Genomic DNA, 24181 nt, shown 5'->3' on the forward strand with positions numbered 1-24181 from the left:
TCCTTATTTGGAAATGTCGACATCTTCGACATCAGCATCAATTTTCTTTGAGACGTCTGCATGATGAAAGAACTTCTCGGAAATCTTTTTCATCGTTCCGTCTTTTTTCATGTCTTTTAATACACGATTTAATTCTTTTTGAAGCTCTGTGTTGTCTTTCTTCATCACAAAGCCCTGTTCATTCGGCATGTATTTCAGGTCAGGGTGAATCGTAATATTTAATTTAGGAAATGCAGCAAGAGCCAGTGTTTGCAAGTAATAATCATTTAAAATGACATCTGTTCGGCCGTTTGCGACATCCTTTAAGTATTGCTCGTTTGTGGCATTATCATAAATGACTTCCTTTGCACCGTACTTACGGGCGACATCCATGTAAATGGTCGTTGCAGCACCTGCTGCTTTCTTGCCTTTTAAATCTCTTAAAGTTTTAATGCCAGACAAATCATCTTTCCGTACGATAGCCGTTCCGTAGGAATATTTATAAGGAGTTGAAAATGCAAACTTATCCTTCCGGTCATCTGTGATGTCGATATCGTTTGCAGCGGCATCTACTTGACCAGAATTAATGGCACTCAGCATCCCATCATAGCCCATTTCTTTAAATTCTACTTTCACGTCAAGGCGTTTAAAAGCTTCTTTGACGACTTCAACTTCATAGCCAGTCAGCTGATCCTTGCCGTTTGATGTATCATGATAAGACGTAGGATAAAGGGTGCCTGAAGTAGCAACCACGATTTTCCCTTTCTTTTGAATCTGATCCCACTTTGATTCTCCAGACTGAGATGAGCCTGATTGACTGCAAGCAGACATGACAAGCATGAGAGCAGACACAACAAGCAACACCCATATAGGTTTTCTATGATAAAAACGACTCATTTAAGAATCCTCCTCTATTTTTTATACAAAACAAAACATAGCACGCTTTTTCAGTTAGGACAACGTTTTCAGATGAAAAGCGAAAAAGTAAGAATATTATGCTCAATTTGACGTTGTCAAAGAATGTATAAAAAAGGAAGGAGCGTACAAAATAAATTCGAATAAAGGAGGGAACAAAAGATATGAAAAAAATAAGTGGCTTGATCTTATTATCAATGATGCTGTTATTTGGTTTTCATATGGAAACGGCTCATGGAGAAACACCACAAATGGAAAAGCGTCCAGTGACGCATCAAGTAAAATTAACAACAGAACAACAAAAACAAATCGAAAAGCTTGAGCAGCAAATTCTTTCGAAACGAAAAGAAGTCATTGAGAAATATGTTCAGTATGGTGTGTTAACAAAGGAACAAGGCACACACATCACGAAACGAATGGATGAACATTACAATCACTTAAAAAATAACGGATTTGTTCCACTACTGAAAAAACCACAGCACCATCGACCATAATGATGAAACCGGCAGCGAGATGCCGGTTTCATCTTGTTTATCGATCCTATCTGAAGGTGAGAGTCTCACCATCTTTAGGGACAAAAATAGCTTGATCTGCATGATGTTCATGAATGTAAGCTTCCAATGCAGCTCTTGTTAACAGGCAATGATTCACAGCTTCAAGATGACAAGCGATCATTTGAGCATTTGGGTGAGAGCGGTGAATGTCTAAAATCTCTTCCTTGGTCATTGTGATCGGATCACCTTCTAAAAATTGAGCAGCCCCACTATTGACCACAATGACATCTGGCCTGCATGTATTCACAACTTCTTTCGGCTCATCACACCAAATGGTATCACCCGCAATATAAAGGGTAGGTTCATCAGGATGAGAGAAAACAAAACCGCTGACCTGTCCCATCCGTTTTGCCGTTTCCCCTGTCCCATGCTGCCCGCCTGTACGTCTAATATGAACACCACAAATGTCCATTTCATCTTCAATGCATGTGACATGCTGGAAGCCAGCTTCTTTGACTTCTTTTTGATCCTTTTCCGATTGAGTATAAATTGGTTGGTCTTGAGCTAATGTCTTTTTCGCCTCGTCGTCAAAGTGATCCACGTGTAAATGAGTGAGCAAGACAGCATCCGGCTGTAACATCTTGTCTAAATCAATGTTTACAGGCAGATCCACAATGGGGTTGTTCAAATGTTGATTCGCTGTATGAGGGAACGGTGGATATGTTCCTTTGGCTGCTAAAAAGGGATCGATTAAGAAAGTTGACTGACCATATTGAAGGTATAAAGTAGCATTACGAATGAGCGTTATTTTCATTAAAAAGGCCTCCTTTTTTTCTGATTAAGTTTACAGTATATTAAAAGAGCTTCATGTGAAAGAGGATCATGAAAGTCTTTCAGCGGAAGGACTTGATTTTTGAAAGAGGTGAGCCAATGCTAGATCAAACAGATATGGACATTTTAAAAGAACTCTCAAAGAACAGTCGATTAACCATGAAAGCACTAGGTGAAAAAGTTCATTTAACCGGTCAAGCGGTTGCAAATCGTGTGTTAAAGCTAGAAGAAGATGGTGTGATTGAAGCTTATACCATTTCGATCGATTGGCGGACACAGAAGACCATCCAAACATTTATGCAGCTCTATACCCGAAGCCTTCATCATGAACCGCTACTGTCGTTTCTTCATCAAAAGGAAGAAATCAAGAATCTATTTAAAATAAGTGGAGAGGGCTGTTATATGGCTGAAGGACATTTCTCCAGTCACGATGAGCTTGATCAGTTTTTAACGGAGCTGACAAATTACGCAAATTATAAATTGTCTATTGCGGTTAAACGTCACATTCATCGGTAATAGAAGAGCCGCAGGAGGATAGCAACAATGCAAAAATTCATTAGAAATCAAGCTGAACCGATGACAAAGGAAAGAATCAAAGCTGACTTGGTTCAACTTGGTGTGAAAAAAGGCATGATTTTATGTGTTCACTCATCTTTATCATCTATCGGCTGGGTGAATGGAGGTGCTGTAGCCGTCATACAAGCATTAATGGAAACCTTAACAGAAGAGGGAACCTTGGTTATGCCGGCACAAACGTTAGAGCTGTCTGATCCCGCCGATTGGATCGATCCGCCCGTTCCCTACTCATGGTGGAAATCGATCAAAGAGACGATGCCTGCATTTGATCCGGCTTACACGACGCCAACAGCAATGGGAAAGGTAGCGGAAACATTTTGGAAGTACCCAGGCGTGGCGAGAAGCACTCATCCCAATTTTTCATTCACAGCTTGGGGGAAAAGGAAACATGAAATTCTGAAACACCATGCGCTTTCTTATGGTTTAGGAGAAAATTCGCCGCTTGGGCGCATGTACGATCTTGATGCTCAAGTACTGCTGATTGGTACGTCATTTGAGAGCCATACAGCCTTCCACTTAGCTGAATATAGAATCTCTCAGCAAGACCTCATGATACGAGGGGCCCCTATTTTAGAAAATGGATGGAGGGTATGGAAAGAGTATCAAGATATCATGACAAGAGAAGAACTATTTGAACAGATTGGTCGTGATTTTTTACATTCAGGATATACCCATTACCGTGGTCAAATCGGGCTTGCCAATTCGTATTTATTACCGGTAAGAGGATCGGTAGACTATGCGGAAAAGTGGCTTGAACAGTACGACCAGTCATGATCTACACAGTCTGAAAATGAAAGTAATAGAGATCTTGATCAGGTTGTTGTGAAGTATAGCAGGTGAGCTGATAGTCTCCTTTTGGAATGGAGAAAGACAGAACCTGTGCCATGACGCTTGTGATATGAACTTGATCGCTTGAATGTGTAAATGGCACCGTTATGACTCTATCAAAGGATGCTGGGGGCTCATTTTCATTTAATGTCACGAAAATAAAAGCCTTTCCATTGTTGACGCCTTCAAAAGAAACACCCTGATCTCCAGTTGCGAATCCTTGAAGAATGTCATCATCTGTCCAATCAATCACAGGGGGTGTATCGCTTCCAGCGTATACGGTGATTTGGTGATAGGAAATCGATAAGGAATAGGTTTGATTTAAGTCATTCATATAAAAAACTCCTTTATTCATAAATTTATGTTGAAAAGTGAATGTTTGAAAGAATGAACTTTGAAGAGAATGTTAGGCAGCAAGACGATTGTCGCCGTCTTGCGCTACTGTTTGAGGGGTCTAGATGTGAAATTGTGAGACCATTTCTTTTAAGTCTCCTGCTAAATGGGAAAGAGCTTCTAATGTAGAAAAGATGAATGGGACTAATCAATGATAAATTGAATTTTTGTGCCATCAGGATCATCTGATAATTGATGACTTACCCAAGAGCCTGCCCCTCTGTTATCTGAAGGACGTACATATTTAACAGAAGCTCCTTTGCCCCCTTCTTTACACATCGCCATCGGCCATTCGTCCCGGTCATATCCGCGCTTTGTCGGGATGCCATGAAGTGAGCGGTCTCTCTGCTCATCGCTATTTTTACGATCAATTGTACAAATGGAGGATTGACCTTCCTCAATTGCCTCTTCTATGTGCTTCGCTGTTTCTGGATAACGATCTGATGGAAAGTGAATGGTTTTGTCGTAAGATGAATTCGTCGTCTCTTGTTTACTTTGCTCCAGCTGGATATAGCCTGTTGCTACACCAATGACAATCAATAAAAGCAAGAGAATGGTTTTAAGAAGTTTCATAGATGCTAGCTCTCTTTCTTTTTTGCGTATTTTGTAAACAGAAGTATAGCAGAATTACTTACCAATTTCTCCTGGTTTTGAAAAAACGTCTTTTAAAGTTCGAAAAACGTTTTTTAACCGTTTTCTCTCCCTTCATATTTGTAGAAATTCATAAAAATTTTAATTTTGCTGCTCATAAAATGATTATGCTTATGCAAAACGGCTTTATCACTGCTTTTTGGGCTAATTTCAAGAATTTAACACACAGAAATTTTAAAAAAATAAAATTGACTAGACCGATATGCTTTAATAATATGGAGTCAAATATCAAAAAATGTCGTAATTTATCAAAATATGATTCTATTTACATTGCAGGAGGGAAGTACAAATGGCGGATGTCTCTTATCGGCTCGGAATAGACATAGGCGGAACATTTACTGATTTATCGCTGATGAATGAAGCAACAGGGGAGCTGATCGAACTCAAAACACCCACAGTGACAGATGACCCAGCCCAGGGAATTATCAATGGGCTACATCTTTTAAAAGAAAGAGATGTCGATTTATCCAACATCCAATATCTCGTACACGGAATGACAATCGGCCTTAATACATTATTGCAGCGAAAAGGAGCAGATTTAGCCCTTTTTGTGACGGAAGGTTTTCAAGATATTTTATCACTACAACGTTTACGACTACCCATTCCTTATGACTTCAATTCTCGTTTGCCAGAACCATTGATACCACGAAAGCATGTATATTCAATCTCTGAAAGGTTGATACACGATGGTACGATCAAAAAACCTCTCCACCTGCAGCCATTAGATGATGCTGTCCAGCAGGTCATATCTAAAAAGCTAGCAGGTATTGTCATTTCATTTTTACATAGTTATCAAAATCCAGTTCATGAATTACAGGCAAAATCCTATATCAACCATCATTACCCGCAGTTAGAAGTCCTTACTTCATCTGAATTATGGCCTCAAATGAGGGAATACGAGCGTACAGTGATGTCTGTTGTCAATTTGTACATTCAACCAAAGGTGAAACAGTATTTACAAACATTGAAAAGCCGCTTGAAAGAAGAAGGTGTACCAATTTCTCCATACATTACGCAATCAAATGGTGGTTTAATGGATGCAGAAAGTGCAGCAACCTCACCCGTTAAAACCCTTTTTTCTGGTCCGGCAGCTGGTGTCATTGGTGCAGCAAGAATTGCAGCATCTGCGAACGAATCCAATCTGATCACTTTTGATGTTGGGGGTACAAGTGCGGATATCTCGATCATTCAAAATGGCCAGCCTACAATGGCCCAATCAAATCAGCTTTCAGGTTTTCCTATCATTCTTCCATCTGTTGCGATGTATTCAATAGGAGCAGGTGGAGGTTCTGTTGCGTGGATTGATCAGGGCGGACTTCTAAAAGCAGGACCGGAATCCGTTGGCTCGCAGCCGGGTCCAGCTTCGTATGGAAAGGGAAAGAAAGCAGCTGTAACCGATGCGTTTCTCATATGCGGTTATCTCAATCAAGAACGTTTTGCCGGAGGACATTTACAATTGCGGCTGTCTGCAGCGAAAATGGCCTTTAAGCCAATTGCGGATCAGCTCCATAAAACGATTGAACAGGCGGCTGACCAGCTGATTCAAGTAGCTGTAGCCAATATGTACACGGAATTAAGCAATGTCATGGAGCAGCAAGGGTTTGACCCGAGAGATTTTAGTTTACTGGCGTTTGGCGGCGCAGGACCTGTTGTGGCAAATTTCCTTGCAAGAGAAATTCATGCAAAAAATGTGGTCGTTCCTCCAAGTCCTGGCACATTATGTGCGTTAGGTGCTCTCACAGCTGATTTTATTCATGATGCGGTGTTGTCTAAGAAAATATGTTTACAAGACTATACGATAGATCAATTAAAACAAGATTATGAGATGCTTTCGCGTAAAGCGACTGATTGGTTCAGTCAGCAAAACATTCAACATATTAAACAGACGTCTATTCTATTATTGGCCGACGCACGCTATCAAGGGCAGGCATTTGAGATTGAATTGCCATTATCGGCTGATTGGCTGAGGCAAGAACAAGACATCCATCAACTCACTGAAGCATTTCACAAACTGCATAAGCGTCAATATGGACATAGGGACGATCAGGCGAACATTGAATTTACGCATTTACGAGTTCGAGTCATAGGCGAGACGCCGCCCCTGCCTTTCTCTTCTGTTCATGAAAGCAGCGGACAGTCTTTGAAGCCACATGAATTTAGACGTATCTTTATAGAAGAAAAAGAGTACGAAGCATCTGTTTATAACCGAGATGCTCTGTCAGTAGGTTCTGTCGTAAAAGGACCTGCTATTATCGAGCAGGATGATACGACAACATTGGTCCTGCCAAACTGGTTAGGCAGGATTGATCCATCAGGAAACTTAGTAATTTCAAGGGAGGCGGCTTTACATGAGAACTGATCCAGCAAAGCTTGAGATGATGCGCAGTTACTTTAATGCGATCGCATCAGGCATGGGGCATGTCATTGAGCGGACGTCATTTACGACCTTCGTAAAAGAATCTGCTGATTTTGCAACAGCATTAGCCACGCCTTCTGGAGATTTCTTTGTTTATCCGAAGACAGTCGGTGTGACGATCTTTCTAGGGCTGAGCCTAAAAAAAGCGATTGAAGAAAGCGGACCGATGCAGCCAGGAGATATTATCATCACAAATGACCCTTATACGACAGATGGTTTAGCGACTCATCTGCCAGATGTCCATATCATTAAACCCATTTTTGTAGATGGTGAAATTGTAAGCTATGCCTGGTCTTTTGTTCATGTAAGTGATGTGGGCGGACTTGTGCCTTCGAGTATTTCACCGACTGCGACGGATGTTCATCAAGAAGGATTAAGAATACCGCCAGTGAAAATTTATGAAGGCGGAAAAGAGAATCAGGTGGTTCGTACCTTTTTAAGAGCCAACAGCCGGACCAGTCATTTAAATGATGGGGATATCAATGCGATGATTGCCGCAGTCAATACAGCAGATAATCGGTTAAAAGAAATGATTGTGAAATTTGGGAAAAACGAAGTGAAACAAGGAATGTTTGACCTGCTGAAGCAAGCCGAGGATCGTGCAGGGAAGGTCATTGAAGCAATTCCTGATGGAACGAGCGAATTCGCTGATTATTTGGATGATGATATGATCTCGGACGTGCCTATCCGATTAAAAATCAAGCTAACGGTCAAAGGAAAAAAGCTGACGCTTGATTTTTCTGAGTGTGACCCGCAAGTAAAAACGGCCTTTAACCTTGTCACCAATGGTCAGAAGCATTCCTTCCTATATCAAGGATTGATTAATTACATCATTAGTAAAGATCCATTTATACCGATCAATGGTGGGATTACATATCCAATCGAAGTGATTTCTCCTAAAGGAACGCTTGTACATCCAGAATATCCGGCTTCTGTCGGTATTCGACATTCGATTACGATGAGGCTGTACAATGTCGTGTTAGGCGCCATTGGTAAACTATTACCTGAAGCAGTACCGGCAGCAGGTGCTGGTCAATCTGCCATTGTTGTTCTCTCTGTTCCTGATGATGATACAGGAGGTAGGAAAATGTCTGTTGTCGAACCGTTAGGCGGAGGCGGCGGTGCTCAAAAAGGGACTGATGGAGTAGATGGTATTGATCATTCGTCAGGCTTTTTAAAGAATACACCGATTGAGAGCTTGGAACAGCATATTGATATTCATGTTCACCGATATGAGCTGCTGCCGAACACAGGTGGAGCGGGAGAAAATAGAGGCGGGCATGCGATCGGTTTGGAATTTGAGATGATCAAGCCTGAATCCATGGTGACAGCACGAGGAATGGAACGGATGAAGTTTCAACCTTGGGGATTAATGGGCGGCCGAGCGGGAGCTGTTGGTGAGGTAAAGCTGATCACAGCGAATGGAGAAAAACAAGACCAGCCAAAAATAGATGTTCTGTGTCTTGAAAAAGGCGATATTGTTCAATTGGTTTCACCAAGTGGAGGAGGCTGGGGGGCCCCATTTGCTAGAAAGAAAGAGAACGTCCTTGAGGAAGTGGAAGCAGGTCTTTTAAGTGAAGAACGAGCGCTGCAGCAATATGGTGTCAAAGTCTATCTAGACCAAAATGAATGGAAAATTGACGAGGAGCAGACTAGGTGGCTTCGCGAAAAGATTGATGATGATATTGACGTCGTGTGGGATTTTGGAGAACAAAGAGCAGCTTATGAGAAAGTATGGTCGGACGAAGCAAGCAGCGAACTTGCTATTCAGCTGCGTTCATACTCAGCTAATGAACGTACGCACTATAAACATGCGGTTCATACTCATTTCAGTCATAGACATGAACCGTTAACAAAGACAGATATTATTCAAGCACTTCGTCAAATGAATGAACAAAAAGGGGGAAATGAATCATGAAAAGAAGATTAATTGCTATTTTTGCAGGCATCCTATCAATGGTTCTACTGCTGACTGCTTGCGGTGGACAGGATCAAAGCAAACAGCAGCAGACTGTCATCGTTGGCGTATACGGCGGCGATTGGGAAAAGAATATCAAACCAATCCTTGTAAAGTTTGAAAAAGATACGGGAATTAAAGTTCAAACCGTCTCTGGGGCGGATTCTGAATGGTTTACGAAATTAAAAGCATCAAATGGTAAAAATCCACCGTATGATTTGCTGATTTTACAGCCTGATACGATTCAAAGAGGCATTGCAGCAAACGTTCTTAATCCTATTGACGAAGAACAAGCACCGAATGTGAAAAAACTTTATCGTTCTGTTCAAAAGAAGCTCACTGTTGACGGAAAACAATATGCAGCAGGCTTTAGTATGGGGCAGCTAGGGATTGCTTATAGAAAAGATCTTGTTAAGCAGGAGCCAAACAGCTGGACAGACCTATGGAGCAGTCAGCTTAAAGGGAAGGTGGCTATTTCTTCTCCGACCTATTCAGCCGGCTTGCAATTTTTCTCTGCACTTGTCCACGCTCAAGGAGGAACAGAATCGAATCCTAAGGATATCGACAAAGCATTTAAAAGCCTAGCACAATTAAAAGGGCATGTAGCTGCTTTTCCAGATAACCCAGGGTCTATTCAAACCTTGTTAGAACGTGGTGACATTGCGGCAGTTCCATATTGGGATGGCCGATCATTTGCCCTTGAAGAAGAAGGGATGGATATTGGTTTCTCCTATCCGAAGGAAGGCGCTGTTGCAGCTGTTGCGAGCTGGGCTTTAACGAAAGGAAGTCAGCATGAGGAAGCTGCTTACAAACTATTAAACTATTTAAGCGGAAAAGAAGCACAGGAGGCTTTCTCGGAAAAATCTTATTATGGCATGTCAAATTCTGATGTGAAATACGGTGACAAGATTAAGGGGAAAGTGAAGGTTGGAGAGAATTATTATAGCAAGCTGACTTGGGTAGATTACGAAACAGCGACTTCTGAGCTTGGTAATTGGACAAATCGATGGAACGAAGTATTAGGCGGAGGAAAATAGGTGATCGCATGAGTGGAATCCATTTAGAACACATCAGCCAGCATTTCGGTGAGCAGATTGCTCTTGAAGATGTCAGTCTTACGGTGAATGAGGGAGAGTTTTTCTCCCTTCTTGGCCCTAGTGGCTGCGGAAAATCAACGCTATTAAACATCATTGGCGGTTTTTTAGAACCGACAAAAGGAGTCGTCTACATTGGCGATCAGGATGTGACAGCTTTACCGCCTTATCAAAGAAAAACGGGTATGGTCTTTCAAAGCTATGCGCTTTTCCCTCATCTCACTGTATTTGATAATGTGGCATACGGGTTGAAGGTTCAAAAGAAAAAGAAGGCAGAAGTCAAACAAAAGGTCATGGAGAGTTTATCTCTTGTTCAATTGGAGGAATATGCGAAACGTATGCCGCACCAATTAAGTGGTGGTCAGCAGCAGCGGGTGGCAATTGCGCGGGCGCTGGCCATTCAGCCGTCTGTTCTCCTACTTGATGAACCTCTCAGCAACCTAGATGCAAAACTAAGAAAAAATATGCAGACTGAGCTTCGAAATATTCAAAGGAATGTCGGGATTACGACCATTCTCGTGACACATGATCAGGAAGAAGCCTTAAGCCTATCTGACCGGATTGGGATTTTAGGTGAGGGAAGAATTCAGCAGATTGGGACGCCTTTAGAGGTATATCGTCAGCCAAACAATCGCTTTGTCGCTGAATTTATCGGGCAGGTCAATCTATTTGAGGCAGTGTATGATGAAGCTGGTTCCACATTCACAGTTCCACATTACACCCAGTCAAACGGGCAGCATATTCAGTTAAAGCCTGCGGCGCATAAAGAAAAGAGAGAGAAGTATTTACTCATGCTGCGTCCTGAGAGAATCAGCATATCTTCTGTCAAAGAGGATTTTCAGCCAAACCATGTCACAGGTGTTTTAGCAGACGTCAGTTATATCGGGCACTCATTACGTTTGGTCGTGGGGCTTGATAAAGGTGAAATCATAGTACATGCATCAGATGCAGCATTTCCTCAGCTGCCGGAGGTTGGAGAAACTGTCCATATCAATTGGCAGCCTGAAGATGTCGTTTTCTTAGATTCGAAGGTGCATACGTGATGCGAATCAAAAAAAAGAATCAACGATTTCATTGGTTTATGCTGCTGCCAGCCTGTTTGTTTCTTGTTGTATTTCTTCTGGCTCCACTTGTGATGATGTTCGTTCTCAGTTTTCGTGATGTTGATTCGATGATGAATACATTACAAACGTATAGCTTTTCTCAATATATTCATGTGTTCACCACAGATGCATATGTGAAGGCGATTGGAAGTACAGTGTGGGTGGCCTTGCAGACAACGGTAATTTGTTTATTGATGGCATATCCTGCAGCGTACGTACTAGTCAAGGCACCTAACCGACGGCTGCGGGCATTTTTCTATATCTTACTTGTATCGCCGCTTTTGACAAGTGTTGTTATTCGGACGTTTGCCTGGATCGTTCTTCTCTCGCAAAATGGTCTGATTAATGGCATGTTATTAGATTTACATGTGATTGAGCAGCCGTTATCTATGCTCTGGAATATGAATGCGGTGATTATTGCTTATGTTCAAGTCATGCTGCCTTTTGCAGTGCTTCCTATCGCAACAAGCTTAACCGATATGGATCGTCATTTAAGACCGGCTTCTATGAGCCTTGGAGCTGGCCGTATTCGAACCTTTTTTCATGTGACTCTACCACTTACTATTCCAGGTATGATCACTGGAGCGATTATTGTCTTCTCACTAGCAGCAGGGAGCTATATCACCCCGCTTTTAGTCGGCGGAAGGATGCAGCCGCTGCTGCCGCTGTCTATTTATCAGCAGGTCATGCAGGTCTATAACTTGCCTCTTGCTGCTGCCATGTCGTTTACTTTGTTGGTGTGTGTGCTTGTGGTGGTCAGTCTATTAAGCTATCTATTGAAGCGTTGGGAGGCGAGGATGCATGCGTAAAAAGTCAATTGGTGACCGCTTGCTTTCGATCCTGATTTGGACTGCTGGCTCATTGGTTTATCTCTTTTTAACCATACCTGTTCTTGTCATTGTCCTTTCTGCTTTTAGCCCGAATGCTTTTCCTGAATTCCCGCCGACATCGTTCTCAGTTCGTTGGTTTCATGAGGTCGTGTCAAACCCAGAATGGATGGAATCTCTGCGTATCAGTGTCATTCTGCTACTCATCGTGACGCCCCTTACTGTTCTTTTAGGAACAATGGCTTCGTATGCTTTAGCGAGGCTTTCCTTTAAGGGAAAGGAGGCCATCCAAGCTTTTATTTTGTCCCCTCTCATGATTCCTCAGGTGGTGTTAGGGATTGCAATGCTTTATTTGTTTACAGCTATGGGCTTTACGGGTTCTTTGTGGGCGCTAGTTATTGGTCACGTCATCATTGGTTTTCCATATGTGGTTCGAACGGTAGGTGTCAGTGTCTCGAATCTTGATCCGCGACTTGAGCTAGCTTCAATGAATCTTGGCGCAGGACCCATTCGCACATTCTTTCGAGTGACACTGCCTTTGATCAAGCCAGGGATCATTGCAGGCGGAGTGTTTTCAGCTGTGACGTCATTTGGGGAAATATCGATCAGTTTGTTCGTCTCCTCTCCCCAAACCATTACGATTCCAGTGAGGACGTTTAATTACATTGAGCAAACCTTTGATCCAAGTGTCAATGCGATATCCGTCATATTTATTATCATTTCTATCATTGCGTTGCTCATTATTGAGAAAACGATTGGTCTGTCTAAGGTGATGTAAATATAATGAAGAAACAAGGAGCTGTCATTTGAAATGGCAGCTCCTTTTGTATTGTTTTTTATGGTAAAAATTTTCAGAGTTTCAGGGAATATAGTTCTTAAGATTTAAGAAATTGCGAGAAATGAAAGGAGACCTCTCTCCTACATTTTCGGTCATATTTGCAAAATTTAAGGGAAAACATGAAATTTTTGCGGTATTTAGTCGATTATTTTCGGTGATGCGCAACTATTATTAGTTATTTTCGGTAAATATCGTAAATTATGACGTGATCCCTTCGGCATAACGCATGAATCTTTACACCCATTTTTCGGTGAAAAAAACAATAATTTCATATAAAGTGGACGTAAATAGAAAATATCTAAAAGAAAAGAAGAAAAAGGCAAATCTATGGAAACGTAGAGACGCAAAGCCATGTCCTAAGGTAAAAGTTGCTTTTTTGCTATGGTCGGCAGGCTACCGAATCAAAATGGGAGTCTCTCCGTTTTATTCGGGGTGGGCTCCTTTTCCGTTATTCCGTCTATTTTAATGAAATAGACTTGGTTCTTTTGATATAGAGGGTGCAGGGTTTCACGTTGGTGGAGAAAACATAGAAGAGGCGGAGATAAGAATGAATACAGTTTATTACCCCTTAACACATGCGCAAAAGAGAGTATTCTACACGGAAAGATTTTATCCAGGTACAAGTATTTCTAATTTGGGCGGATTCGCCAGGTTGAGATCGGTATCAGGTCTGAATCCCTCTTTGGTCGTTGACGTTCTTCAAGAGTACATTCGCCAAACTGACTCTCTTCGTTTGAGGCTTGTGTATCGAAATGAACAGGGGGAGCCTGTTCAATATATCAAACCATATGAGAAGCAGCCGATTCGCATGGTGAAAGGCTGGAGTGAAGAGGATGTGAGGGCTTGGGCGAACGAGCAAATCCGTGAGCCGATGCCGTTGATTGACAGCCCCTTGATTGAATTTACGGTCTTTCAAATCAGTGATCAAGAGTGCTGGCTGTTCTGTAAAGCACATCATATTGTGGCAGATGGTATTTCCATTATCTTGATGGGAAATCGCATCATCGATTTATACCATGACATGCTGCACGGGGGAGACATTTTGCCGGTTGAGGAGATTTCCTTCGTTGATCACATTATGAGTGAACAAGCCTATGAATCTTCTAAGCGTTTTCAAAAAGACCGAGCTTTTTGGAACGGGCAATTTGATCATATTCCAGATTTCGCTTCTTTAAAACCGCATAAGGGATACGAGATGAGTTTACATGCGGAGCGATTTTCAGGGGATATCCCAGATTCTTTGAAGGAGAAGCTTCGTGTCTTTTGTGAAGAACAGAAAGTCAGTATGCTTTCTATGTTTATGTCCACTGTTTATATTTACTTACATCGATTTAGCGGCATGGAGGACGTGGTCCTTGGAACCTTTATGGGCAACCGGACGAATGCCAAAGAAAAAAAGATGATTGGTATGTTTGTTTCCACGATCCCAATGCGAGCATCTGTTCATGGGTCACAATCCTTTCTTGATTTCGTAAAGCAGGTCATGGCGGATCAAATGAAGATATTGCGTCACCAAAAGTATCCTTATAATCTGCTTATGAATGATTTGCGAGAAAGAGAAGGGTTTACAGGGCGCCTTTTTGATATTTCTTTAGAATATCAGGTCATGCAGTGGCAGAAAAAAGAGAATCTGTCTTTCATTACTGAACCGATTTTTAGTGGGAGCGGAATGAATGATATTTCGATTCATGTGAAAGACCGCTGGGATACAGATACATTGACCATTGATTTGGATTACCGTACAGATTTATTCAGTGAAGAAGATATGAGTAAGATGTTTGATCGGTTCACGATATTGCTGGAAGCGGCGGTCTCTCAGCCTGATCAGCTGATCGGGACATTGCCTTTACTTTCAGCGGGTGAGCAAAAGGAGCTGCTGCAATTATCTGAGGGAGAATCTTTTGAACTACCAGCAGCGAAACCGGTTCATCAGTTATTTGATGAGGCAGCAAACAAGTATGCAGAGCGAGCTGCCGTTGTAGCGGAAAATGGAACATTCACTTATGGTGAGCTGTACCAAAAGGCAGAAAAGCTGGCACGATTTTTACAAATGAAAGGTATTTCGCGTGATGTACCTGTTGCGGTTTTAATGGATCGGACGGCAGCTGCCATGGTGGCGATCTTCGGCATATTAAAGGCTGGCGGGGCGTATGTACCGATTGATCCGGCATTACCTGAGGAGCGCATTCAATTTATTGTGGAGGATTCAGGTGCTTCCATCGTTTTAACAGAGGAATCGTTAGCTCAAAAGTACACAGCCCTCTCGGAGAAAATGATCGTGCAGCAGCATATTTTATTAGATGATGGCCTGCTGCCTGAGCTCGTAGATCAGACGGTACCTGAGGATTTGGCTTATATGATTTATACGTCGGGTACGACTGGGAAGCCAAAGGGCGTCATGATTGAGCATCTTCAGCTGCATCATTTGGTCCATGCTTTGCATCATGAAATGTATCAAGGGGCCAGTGAGCTTCAAATGGCGCTTCTTGCACCATTCCATTTTGATGCATCGGTGAAACAAATCTTTGCTGCCCTTTTATTTGGGCATACGCTTCATATCGTCCCAAGAGAATCGACGAGAAATGGTGTTCAGCTAGCGGCTTATTATCAAAAACATCAAATTGAAGCAGCGGATGGAACGCCGGCGCATGTGCAGCTTTTACTTGCAGCGGATTTGAGCGGGCTGTCATTGACTCACATGTTGATTGGAGGAGAAGCACTGCCTGCGAAAGCGGCGCAGTCTCTGATCGAAGCTGTTCGTATGAGTCAGCCTGATTTTAATCTATGGAATGTGTATGGTCCGACAGAGACGTGTGTGGATGCGGCGGTTCATCGCCTAGACCTCAATGAACTGCGGGAATTATCTGAACAGCGTTATGTCTCGATTGGAAAGCCGCTTGGGCATCACCGTATTTATATTTTAAATGAACATGATCAATTGCAGGTGCAGGGGGCTGCTGGAGAGCTATGCATTGCGGGGATAGGTGTTGGACGAGGCTATGTGAATCAGCCTGAATTGACGGAGCAGGTATTTACTGGCGACCCGTTTTCTCCACATGATCGAATGTATCGAACAGGGGATCTCGTCAGATGGCTTCCAGATGGCACGATTGATTATCTTGGCAGAATGGATGATCAAGTGAAAATTAGGGGTTACCGCATAGAAACAGGCGAAATTGAAGCGGTGATGGAGCAGGTAGAGGGAGTCGGTCAGGCTGTCGTACTTGTGGTTGGTGAGGCGGATGGTGAAAAAGCGTTAAGTGCTTATTACCAGGTCCAACAAGAAGGTGTGTCAGTGAACACGCTGCAAGCCGCTATCAAACAGCAGCTTCCTGCTTATATGATGCCTCTCTATTTTAAAGAACTCGATGTATTTCCACTCACAGTAAGCGGAAAAGTCGACCGGCGTGCACTCGCCGCATTAAAAGGAGACAAGGCTGTCAGTGCTGTTTATGTAGCGCCTAGAAACGATGTGGAAACGGAGCTTGTTCGTATGTGGGAAGAAGTTCTTGATCAAGAGAAGATCGGTGTATATGATTCATTCTTCGATCGAGGCGGGCATTCGCTCAAAGCGATGACAGTACTCACACATATTGAGCGGACTTTTCAAGTAGAAGTGCCGTTGTCTGTTTTATTTGAACAGCAGACGATTGCCGCATTGGCCGCCTATATTGAGCAAGCGGAAAAATCCGCTCAAACGGTCATACCGAAAGCACCGATTGCCGCCGATTATCCGTTGTCACCTCCACAGCAGCGCATCTATATGGTGAGTCAATTAGAGCAGAGCATTGCATACCATATGCCAGCTGTTGTGCGGTTAAAAGGAACACTGCAACGAGAAAAGCTGACTGAAGCCTTTGAAAGACTGATCACACGTCATGATATACTGCGTACTTCTTTTCATACAATCAAAGGTGTCCCGCGTCAGCGGGTAGCTCCATCAGTGCCATTTCAAATAGAGCAGCTGACAGGCGGCACGATGGAAGAGAACATGCATCGTTTTGTCAGGCCTTTTGATCTTGCGTGTGCACCACTTCTTCGTATTGGCTTGCAGTCAATACATGATCAGGAGCATCTGCTCTTTTTCGATATGCATCACTTGATTTCAGATGGTCTTTCGATCGATTTGATGCTGCGTGAGCTGTCAGATGCTTACGAGGGATCGGTCAAAGCGCCATTGAAGCTTCAATATCAAGATTATGCTGTTTGGCAAGAACACCAGGCAGATCAAGGTTTTCAAAAAGAAGAGGCATTTTGGCTGCAAGAATTTTCGGGCGATATTCCTGCTTTACAGCTGCTAACAGACCATCAGCGTCCAGCTCTTCAATCCTTCGCAGGGGATCGTGTGATCAAAGAAATAGATGAAACGTTAAAGGAACAATTACAGGAGCTTGCAGCGAATCATCATACGACACTGTATACGGTTCTGCTTTCTGCTTACTATACATTGCTTGCGAAATACACAGGTCAAAAGGAATTTGTGGTCGGGACACCAACAGCAGGGCGTGTGCATGCAGATCTGAATGACATGATCGGCATGTTTGTCCAGACACTTGCTTTGCGGTCAGAGGTTGATCCGAACAGAACAATGACGCAGTTGATTGAGCATGTAAAGGAAAAGACGATGAAGGCGTTTGAGCATCAGCAATACCCATTTGAGCGGTTGCTTGAAAAGCTGAATGTGCAAAGAGATTTTAGCCGCCATCCATTATTTGATACCGTCTTTACCCTGACGCCGGATCATTCGCCAGCCCAGCATATTGGAGAGATGCAAGTCGAAGTCGAGGAAACCAATTTCCATATTGCGAAATTTGATTTAACACTGCAAGCGATGGAGTCAGGTCATGGTGTATCCTTCGTTCTCGATTACAGTACGGCCTTATTTAAACGACATACAGCAGAGCAGATGCTCAAGCATTATGTTTATCTTTTGGAGCAGATGGTCAAAACGCCGGAGGAAGCCATTCGTTCCTATCGTTTACTGTCTGAACAAGAGGCGGAAGCTCAACTGAATAGGTGGAACCCGTTACCTACGCCTTATCCTGCGGAAGAAACCATTGTGACGCAGTTTGAAGCACAGGTGCAGCAACATGGTCAAAAACCTGCACTGCAATGTAAAGGTGAGGTTCTTTCTTATCAAGAACTGAATGACCGAGTGAACCAACTGGCTCATTATTTACGTGAAAATGGTTTTGAGAAAGGGATGAAAGCGGCCTTATTCTTTGAACGATCCAATGAGATGGTGCTGTCTGTTCTGGCTGTACTAAAGGCGGGCGGTGTCTATGTACCAATCGATCCCGATTTCCCTGATGAGCGCGTGAAGTACTTTTTGTCAGATAGCGATGCACAATTTTTACTGACACATCAGGTGCTGCGTCATCGCTCGGTGCTCACTGCTTTTGAGGGAACAATTATAGAAACAGAAGATCAGGCTGTTGATCAGCAATCAAAAAGAAATACAGCTGTACGTGTTTCACCTGAGGACTTGGCGAATTTGACCTATACATCTGGTACAACAGGCAAGCCTAAAGGGAACATGGTGACACACCGGAACATTTTGAGAACGGTGAAGCAATCGAATTATCTCACCATTCATCATGAAGACACGGTGATGAGCCTCTCAAACTATGTATTTGATGCCTTTATGTTTGATGTGTTTGGTGCTTTATTAAACGGAGCGAAACTCATTGTTCTGCCAAAAGACAACATTTTAAACATGAATGAGCTTTCTGGAGCGATCGAGAAAGAAAGAGTCAGCATTTTAATGATCACGACAGCTCTTTTTCACTTACTCATTGATATGAAAAAGGACAGCCTGAAGAACGTAAGAAAAGTTCTGTTTGGCGGAGAACGTGCTTCTGTGCCTCATGTCGTGTCAGCGCTTGAAACGGTTGGGGAAGACAAGCTTGTTCATATGTATGGACCATCTGAAAGCACGATTTTCACCACGTATTATCCTGTGAATCGCATTGAGGAACAGGCGCTATCTATCCCAATCGGAAAGCCAGTGAGTCAAACAGCTGTTTATATTGTTGATGAATTTGGGCATGTGCAGCCGCCAGGTGTTGCAGGAGAGCTGTGTGTCGCTGGTGATGGACTTGTGAAAGGGTATTATGGGCAGCCAGAACTCACAAGCGGAAAGTTTGTCGAAAATCCTTTCCGTCCTGGTGAGAACATGTATAAAACGGGTGATCTTGCACGTTGGCTGTCAAATGGAGATATTGAATTCATTGGACGGATCGATCATCAAGTCAAAATTCGAGGACAGCGAATTGAACTTGGAGAAATTGAACACCAGCTGCTGCGGCACCCGCAACTGAAGGAAGCTGTCGTAATTGCAGCATCAAATGATACATTATGTGCGTATTTCACAGCAGAAGGTTCTGTCTCATTGTCTGATTTACGTGAGCAAGTAGGACGTGAATTACCTGTATATATGATACCGGCCTTCTTCATGCAATTAGACGAGCTTCCGCTGACGGGTAACGGCAAGGTAGACAGACGGGCTTTACCGGCGCCTGATCTAAGTGAGCACGCAGCAAATGAATACGCCCCTCCTCAATCGGAGACAGAGCGTTCGTTGGCACACATTTGGGAGGAAGTACTTGAAGTGCCGCAAATCGGCAGGCACGATCATTTCTTTGAATGCGGGGGCCATTCGCTGCGCGGCATGAAAATGCTGAACAGGCTGTACGAAGAGATGCAGGTGGAGCTCACCTTGAAGTCTTTATTTGAATCCCCAACATTAGAGGCATTTGCCCTTGTGGTTGATCAAGCGGAGCAAAAGGAAATTAAGCGAGTGGAGAAAGTGGAAGAGGCGGCCTATTATCCAGTGACGTCTGCTCAGAAAAGACTGTACGTTCTGGAGAAAATGACCGATGCTGAGCAAAGCTATCATATGCCAGCTGCCTTAAAGCTTAAAGGCGTATTTGATGAAAAACGATTTGAACAAGCCATTGAACAGCTTGTTCGTCGTCATGAAGCGTTCCGTACGAGCTTTGATTTTGTTCAGGGTGAACCTGTTCAGCGGATTGAAGAAAATGTCTCTGTAGACATTGAAAAAATCGAAGGGAACGGCCGAGACATTCAACAATTAATGAATGACTTTATCCGACCATTTGATTTAGAAAAAGCGCCTCTACTCAGAGTGGGTCTTGTGTCTGTTTCCGTAAATGTCCATTATTTACTGATTGATATGCATCACATCATTTCAGATGGTGCGTCTGTCGGTATTTTAATTGAGGAGCTTTCAACCTTGTATCGAGGAGACAAGCTAGAGGACTTACCTGTTCAATATAAGGATTATGCTGTTTGGTCAAAAAGTGAGGCATCTGCTGCGCAAAAAGGTGCTGAACAGGCGTTTTGGCTGGAGCAATTACACGGAGAACTGCCTGTACTGGCATTGCCGGAAGACCTGCCAAGGCCAAAAGTGCAGACATTCGCAGGAGATCGCATCGCATTTACGATCGACGGCTCGCTTAAAGCACAATTGGATGAGCTAGTCAGGTCACTCAACAGTACGACTTATACAGTCCTGCTTGCTTGCTACAGCACCCTTTTAAGCAAGCTTGCGAGACAGGAAGATATCATGATCGGTTCTCCGGTTGTGGGCAGAACCCATCCTGATATTCAATCGGTGATCGGTATGTTTGTGAATACGCTGGCACTTAGAACGAAGCCAGCAGGACATCAGACATTTGCTGAATTTGCGTCAAATGTTCATCAGCTTGTGTTAGAGGCAAACGAACATCAGCTGTACCCGTTTGAAGAATTGGTGGACCAAGTGCAAACGATTCGAGACACAAGCCGCCATCCAATCTTTGATGTGGTGTTCTCAATGGAAAATGCGGATATCCGTGACTTGTCGATGGATGGACTTCATATTGTTCCACAGCCATTCGAAGAGAATATTGCTAAATTTGATTTGACCTTAACTGGAAATGAATCTCCTGATCAAATTGAGCTTGTGTTTGATTTTAATTCTGCTATCTTTCATCAGTCGTCAATTGAGAAGTGGAAAGAGTATTTCCTTTACTTGATTGAACAAATGGTGTCAGCACCGGATCAATCGTTAGATCAGATGCAATTATTATCACCACAGCAGCAGCGAAAACTGCTCGGCGAATGGTCAGGACCGGTCCTCGACGTCCCGTCAGATCAAACCGTTCATGCATTGATTGAGGCACAGGCACATGAAGCACCTCATCAAAAAGCGGCGACCTTCTGCGGATCCAGCTGGACATATGAAGAACTGAATAACCGGGCAAATGTAGTCGCTTCAAGACTCATCTCAAACGGCACAAAACCAGGAGATCGCGTCGGCATTCTCACCCGCCCGTCCCTTGACATGACGGCCGCCGTCCTTGGCATCCTCAAGGCTGGTGCGGCATTCGTGCCGATTGATGCCGATTATCCAGCGCAGCGCATTGCGTACATGCTGGAAGACTGCGGGGCAGAAGTGCTTCTTATCCAAAAAGAGCTCAATGCACCAACTTCTTTCACAGGTCACGTCCTGTTGATAGAAGATGCCGCAGAAGGAGGAACGCAAAACGTTCAGGTTGATGTCAAACCAACTGATCTCGCATATATGATTTACACATCCGGGACGACTGGACAGCCGAAGGGTGTCATGGTCGAACACCAGTCACTCGTGAATCTCGCCTTCTGGCACAATGATGCCTTCCGGGTGACAAATAAAGATCGAACCGCCAAATATGCCGGCTTTGGCTTTGACGCCTCCATTTGGGAGATGTTCCCGACATGGATCGCCGGCGCAGAGCTGCACATTATCGACGAAGCGATTCGCCTCGATATGATCAAGCTCAATACGTATTTCAATGACGAAGGCATCACCATTGCGTTCCTGCCAACTCAGTTATGTGAGCAGTTTATGTCGATGGACAATCACTCTCTGCGCTACTTACTGACAGGCGGAGACAAGCTGAAACAGGTGAAGCCCGTTCGATACAAACTAGTGAATAACTACGGCCCGACTGAAAATACGGTCGTGGCGACAAGCGGTATCATCAATCCAGATCAAGGCACGCTTCCTATCGGAACAGCGATTGCCAATACTCGTTTTTACATTATGGGTTCGTTATATGACCTCTCGCCGCCAGGCGTACCGGGTGAGCTCGTCATTGCGGGGGAAGGACTGGCAAGAGGGTACTGGAATCTCCCAGAGGAGACGGACAAACGATTTGTACGAGATCCATTTTATCCAGGGGAGCGCATGTACCGCACAGGCGATTTGGTGAAATGGACAGACGATGGCGAGCTCATCTATCTCGGCAGAAAAGACCATCAGGTCAATGTCCGCGGCTTCCGTATTGAGCTGTCAGAAATTGAAGCTCAGCTTCTTGAACTGGATTCAGTAAAAGAAGCAGTCGTGACAACGGTGAAAGATGCAAGCGATCAAGACGCCCTTGCCGCATATGTCATCACGGAGAATGGAACAAAAGACTTAAAAGAAAGCTTAAAACGCACCTTGCCAGAATATATGGTGCCATCATGGATCATAAACCTAGACCAATTTCCAATGACGGCAAATGGCAAAGTCGATCTCAAAGCGTTGCCAGCTCCAAATATGGAAGCGGATCAAACGGCATACGAAGCCCCAAGAGACGAAGTCGAAACGCTTCTTTGTGCCATTTGGGCAGACGTGCTAGGCGTGAGCCAAGTCGGCATTCACGATCATTTCTTTTTCCTTGGCGGAGATTCGATTAAAGGCATTCAAATGGCGAGCAGGCTCACGCAAGAGGGCTGGAAGCTTGATATGAAGCTGCTATTCCAATATCCAACGATTGCGGAGCTCCGTCCATATATCGAAGAAGCTGATCAAATGACAGCTGACCAATCACCTGTCGAAGGGGAAGTCATTTTGACGCCGATTCAGCGCTGGTTCTTTGAACGAAACTTTAGCAGTCAGCATCATTGGAATCAATCCGTTATGCTTCATGCCCCAAAAAGTTTAAATGAAGCGATCGTCAAGCAAGTGTTGGAGCAGCTGATGATCCATCACGATGCATTGCGGTTGATTTATCCATTGGAAGAAGGACGCATCATCCAGCGTCATCGTGGAGTAGAGGAAAACAATGTGGCAGTTGACGTGATTGAAGTAAAAGGGGAGCTCACGCAGCAAATCCAGCAGGTAGAAAAGCTGGCAAATGAAGTGCAGGCGAGTATTTCTTTAACAGAGGGCCCATTAGTGAAACCTGCTATTTTCCGAACGGAGCAGGGAGATCACCTATTGCTTGCCGTACACCATCTTGTCATCGATGGTGTGTCATGGCGTATTTTCCTTGAAGACTTCATGGCTCTTTATGAACAGTCGAAGCGCGGGGAGGTCCTGACACTTCCTGAAAAAACACATTCATTCCAAGAATATGCCCAGAGGCTGACAGAATACGCTGTGTCAGATGACCTGCTAGCGGAAAGAGCCTATTGGAAAAAGGTACTTTCACATTCAGTCACACCGCTTCAGAAGAATCATGTCACGGAGGATCAACGAATGCTTCATACGCAGACAATTCGATTTACATTGTCTGAAGAGGAAACGCACAGCCTCCTGACGGGTGTACACGAGGCCTATCACACAGATATAAACGATATTTTGCTGACAGCATTAGGATTATCGATGAAAGAGTGGACAGGTGAAGACAGACATTTGATTCACCTTGAAGGGCACGGAAGAGAAGAAATCCTTCCGGCGGTCAATGTGTCGCGGACTATTGGCTGGTTTACAAGCATGTATCCTGTGTTACTGGATATGTCGCATGCAGACGATCTTTCTTATCAAATCAAGCATTTAAAAGAGGAACTCAGGCACATTCCGAACAAAGGGATCGGTTATGGCATTTTAAAATATTTAACACCTGACAAAATGAAGGGGGATATCGCCTTTGATGTCACACCGGACATCAGCTTTAACTACCTTGGCCAGTTTGATGAACAGATCGGCGGCGGTGAACTGAATCGATCCGCATGGCATGCAGGTCAATCGCTTAGTCCTGAATCAGAGAAACCTCATGCACTAGATATTGTTGGTTTTGTTGAACAAAGCATGCTCCATGTGACGATTTCATATCATCACCTTGAATTTGAAGAACATACGATGGAACAGTTCAAGGATCTCCTAGAAAAGAATGTGAAGGTCCTGATCTCTCATTGTGTATCACAGAATGAGACCCAAATCACACCTAGTGATGTAGGGGATGATGATCTCACGATGGATGAACTTGAAAAGCTAATGGATATATTTTAAGCAAATGAAGAGGTGG

The 24181-nt window shown here is 43.7% G+C and carries 14 protein-coding genes and 1 riboswitch; of the genes, 10 read left to right on the top strand and 4 right to left on the bottom strand.

Features of this window, described 5'->3' with window-relative positions:
* Window positions 1-3: 3 nt before the first annotated feature.
* Window positions 4-819, bottom strand: coding sequence for a transporter substrate-binding domain-containing protein (locus NPA43_RS01895; RefSeq protein WP_370461129.1), 816 nt, complete (start codon window positions 817-819; stop codon window positions 4-6).
* 239 nt (window positions 820-1058) lie between these two features.
* On the opposite strand from NPA43_RS01895, the gene NPA43_RS01900 reads away from it, so the two are divergent.
* Window positions 1059-1388 carry a YckD family protein gene (locus NPA43_RS01900; protein ID WP_099726101.1) on the top strand — a complete coding sequence of 110 codons (330 nt, stop codon included), beginning with the start codon at window positions 1059-1061 and terminating at the stop codon, window positions 1386-1388.
* 46 nt (window positions 1389-1434) lie between these two features.
* Here NPA43_RS01900 and NPA43_RS01905 read toward each other — a convergent pair whose 3' ends face one another.
* On the bottom strand, window positions 1435-2202 hold the full coding sequence (locus NPA43_RS01905; protein WP_256499288.1) for an MBL fold metallo-hydrolase: 768 nt from the start codon (window positions 2200-2202) through the stop codon (window positions 1435-1437).
* A 116-nt stretch (window positions 2203-2318) separates the two neighbouring features.
* On the opposite strand from NPA43_RS01905, the gene NPA43_RS01910 reads away from it, so the two are divergent.
* Complete coding sequence (locus NPA43_RS01910; RefSeq protein WP_180275460.1) at window positions 2319-2735, top strand: Lrp/AsnC family transcriptional regulator; 417 nt, start codon at window positions 2319-2321, stop codon at window positions 2733-2735.
* A 27-nt stretch (window positions 2736-2762) separates the two neighbouring features.
* Window positions 2763-3569, top strand: a complete 807-nt coding sequence (locus tag NPA43_RS01915) for an AAC(3) family N-acetyltransferase (RefSeq protein WP_099726098.1) — start codon at window positions 2763-2765, stop codon at window positions 3567-3569.
* A gap of 1 nt (window position 3570) precedes the next feature.
* On the opposite strand, the gene NPA43_RS01920 is transcribed toward NPA43_RS01915, so the two are convergent.
* Both NPA43_RS01920 and NPA43_RS01925 read right to left on the bottom strand, forming a co-directional pair.
* A complete protein-coding gene (locus NPA43_RS01920) occupies window positions 3571-3957 on the bottom strand; it encodes a competence protein ComJ (protein WP_099726097.1) in 387 nt (128 codons plus the stop codon).
* Window positions 3958-4160: 203 nt separating this feature from the next.
* A complete protein-coding gene (locus NPA43_RS01925) occupies window positions 4161-4589 on the bottom strand; it encodes a NucA/NucB deoxyribonuclease domain-containing protein (RefSeq protein ID WP_099726096.1) in 429 nt (142 codons plus the stop codon).
* Window positions 4590-4956: 367 nt separating this feature from the next.
* On the opposite strand from NPA43_RS01925, the gene NPA43_RS01930 reads away from it, so the two are divergent.
* The 7 genes from NPA43_RS01930 (at window position 4957) to NPA43_RS01960 (ending at window position 24165) form a co-directional block, all read left to right on the top strand.
* Entirely contained in the window at window positions 4957-7026 is a 2070-nt protein-coding gene (locus NPA43_RS01930; RefSeq protein WP_099726094.1) for a hydantoinase/oxoprolinase family protein, read from the top strand.
* Window positions 7016-9001 carry a hydantoinase B/oxoprolinase family protein gene (locus tag NPA43_RS01935; RefSeq protein ID WP_256499289.1) on the top strand — a complete coding sequence of 662 codons (1986 nt, stop codon included), beginning with the start codon at window positions 7016-7018 and terminating at the stop codon, window positions 8999-9001. The genes NPA43_RS01930 and NPA43_RS01935 overlap by 11 nt, the downstream gene beginning before the upstream one ends.
* Window positions 8998-10077, top strand: a complete 1080-nt coding sequence (locus NPA43_RS01940) for an ABC transporter substrate-binding protein (RefSeq protein ID WP_256499290.1) — start codon at window positions 8998-9000, stop codon at window positions 10075-10077. The genes NPA43_RS01935 and NPA43_RS01940 overlap by 4 nt, the downstream gene beginning before the upstream one ends.
* A gap of 8 nt (window positions 10078-10085) precedes the next feature.
* A complete protein-coding gene (locus tag NPA43_RS01945) occupies window positions 10086-11177 on the top strand; it encodes an ABC transporter ATP-binding protein (RefSeq protein ID WP_099726091.1) in 1092 nt (363 codons plus the stop codon).
* Window positions 11177-12046, top strand: coding sequence for an ABC transporter permease (locus tag NPA43_RS01950; RefSeq protein WP_230031263.1), 870 nt, complete (start codon window positions 11177-11179; stop codon window positions 12044-12046). The genes NPA43_RS01945 and NPA43_RS01950 overlap by 1 nt, the downstream gene beginning before the upstream one ends.
* Window positions 12039-12842, top strand: a complete 804-nt coding sequence (locus NPA43_RS01955; protein ID WP_034320747.1) for an ABC transporter permease — start codon at window positions 12039-12041, stop codon at window positions 12840-12842. Before NPA43_RS01950 ends, NPA43_RS01955 begins: the two co-directional genes overlap by 8 nt.
* 368 nt (window positions 12843-13210) lie before the next feature.
* Window positions 13211-13303: riboswitch (cyclic di-GMP riboswitch) on the top strand.
* A 146-nt stretch (window positions 13304-13449) separates the two neighbouring features.
* The gene (locus tag NPA43_RS01960) at window positions 13450-24165 is read left to right on the top strand and encodes a non-ribosomal peptide synthetase (RefSeq protein WP_256499291.1); all 10716 of its coding nucleotides are present in this window, start codon (window positions 13450-13452) and stop codon (window positions 24163-24165) included.
* Window positions 24166-24181 lie beyond the last annotated feature (16 nt).

The organism is Bacillus pumilus (assembly GCF_024498355.1).
Taxonomy (GTDB): domain Bacteria; phylum Bacillota; class Bacilli; order Bacillales; family Bacillaceae; genus Bacillus; species Bacillus pumilus_P.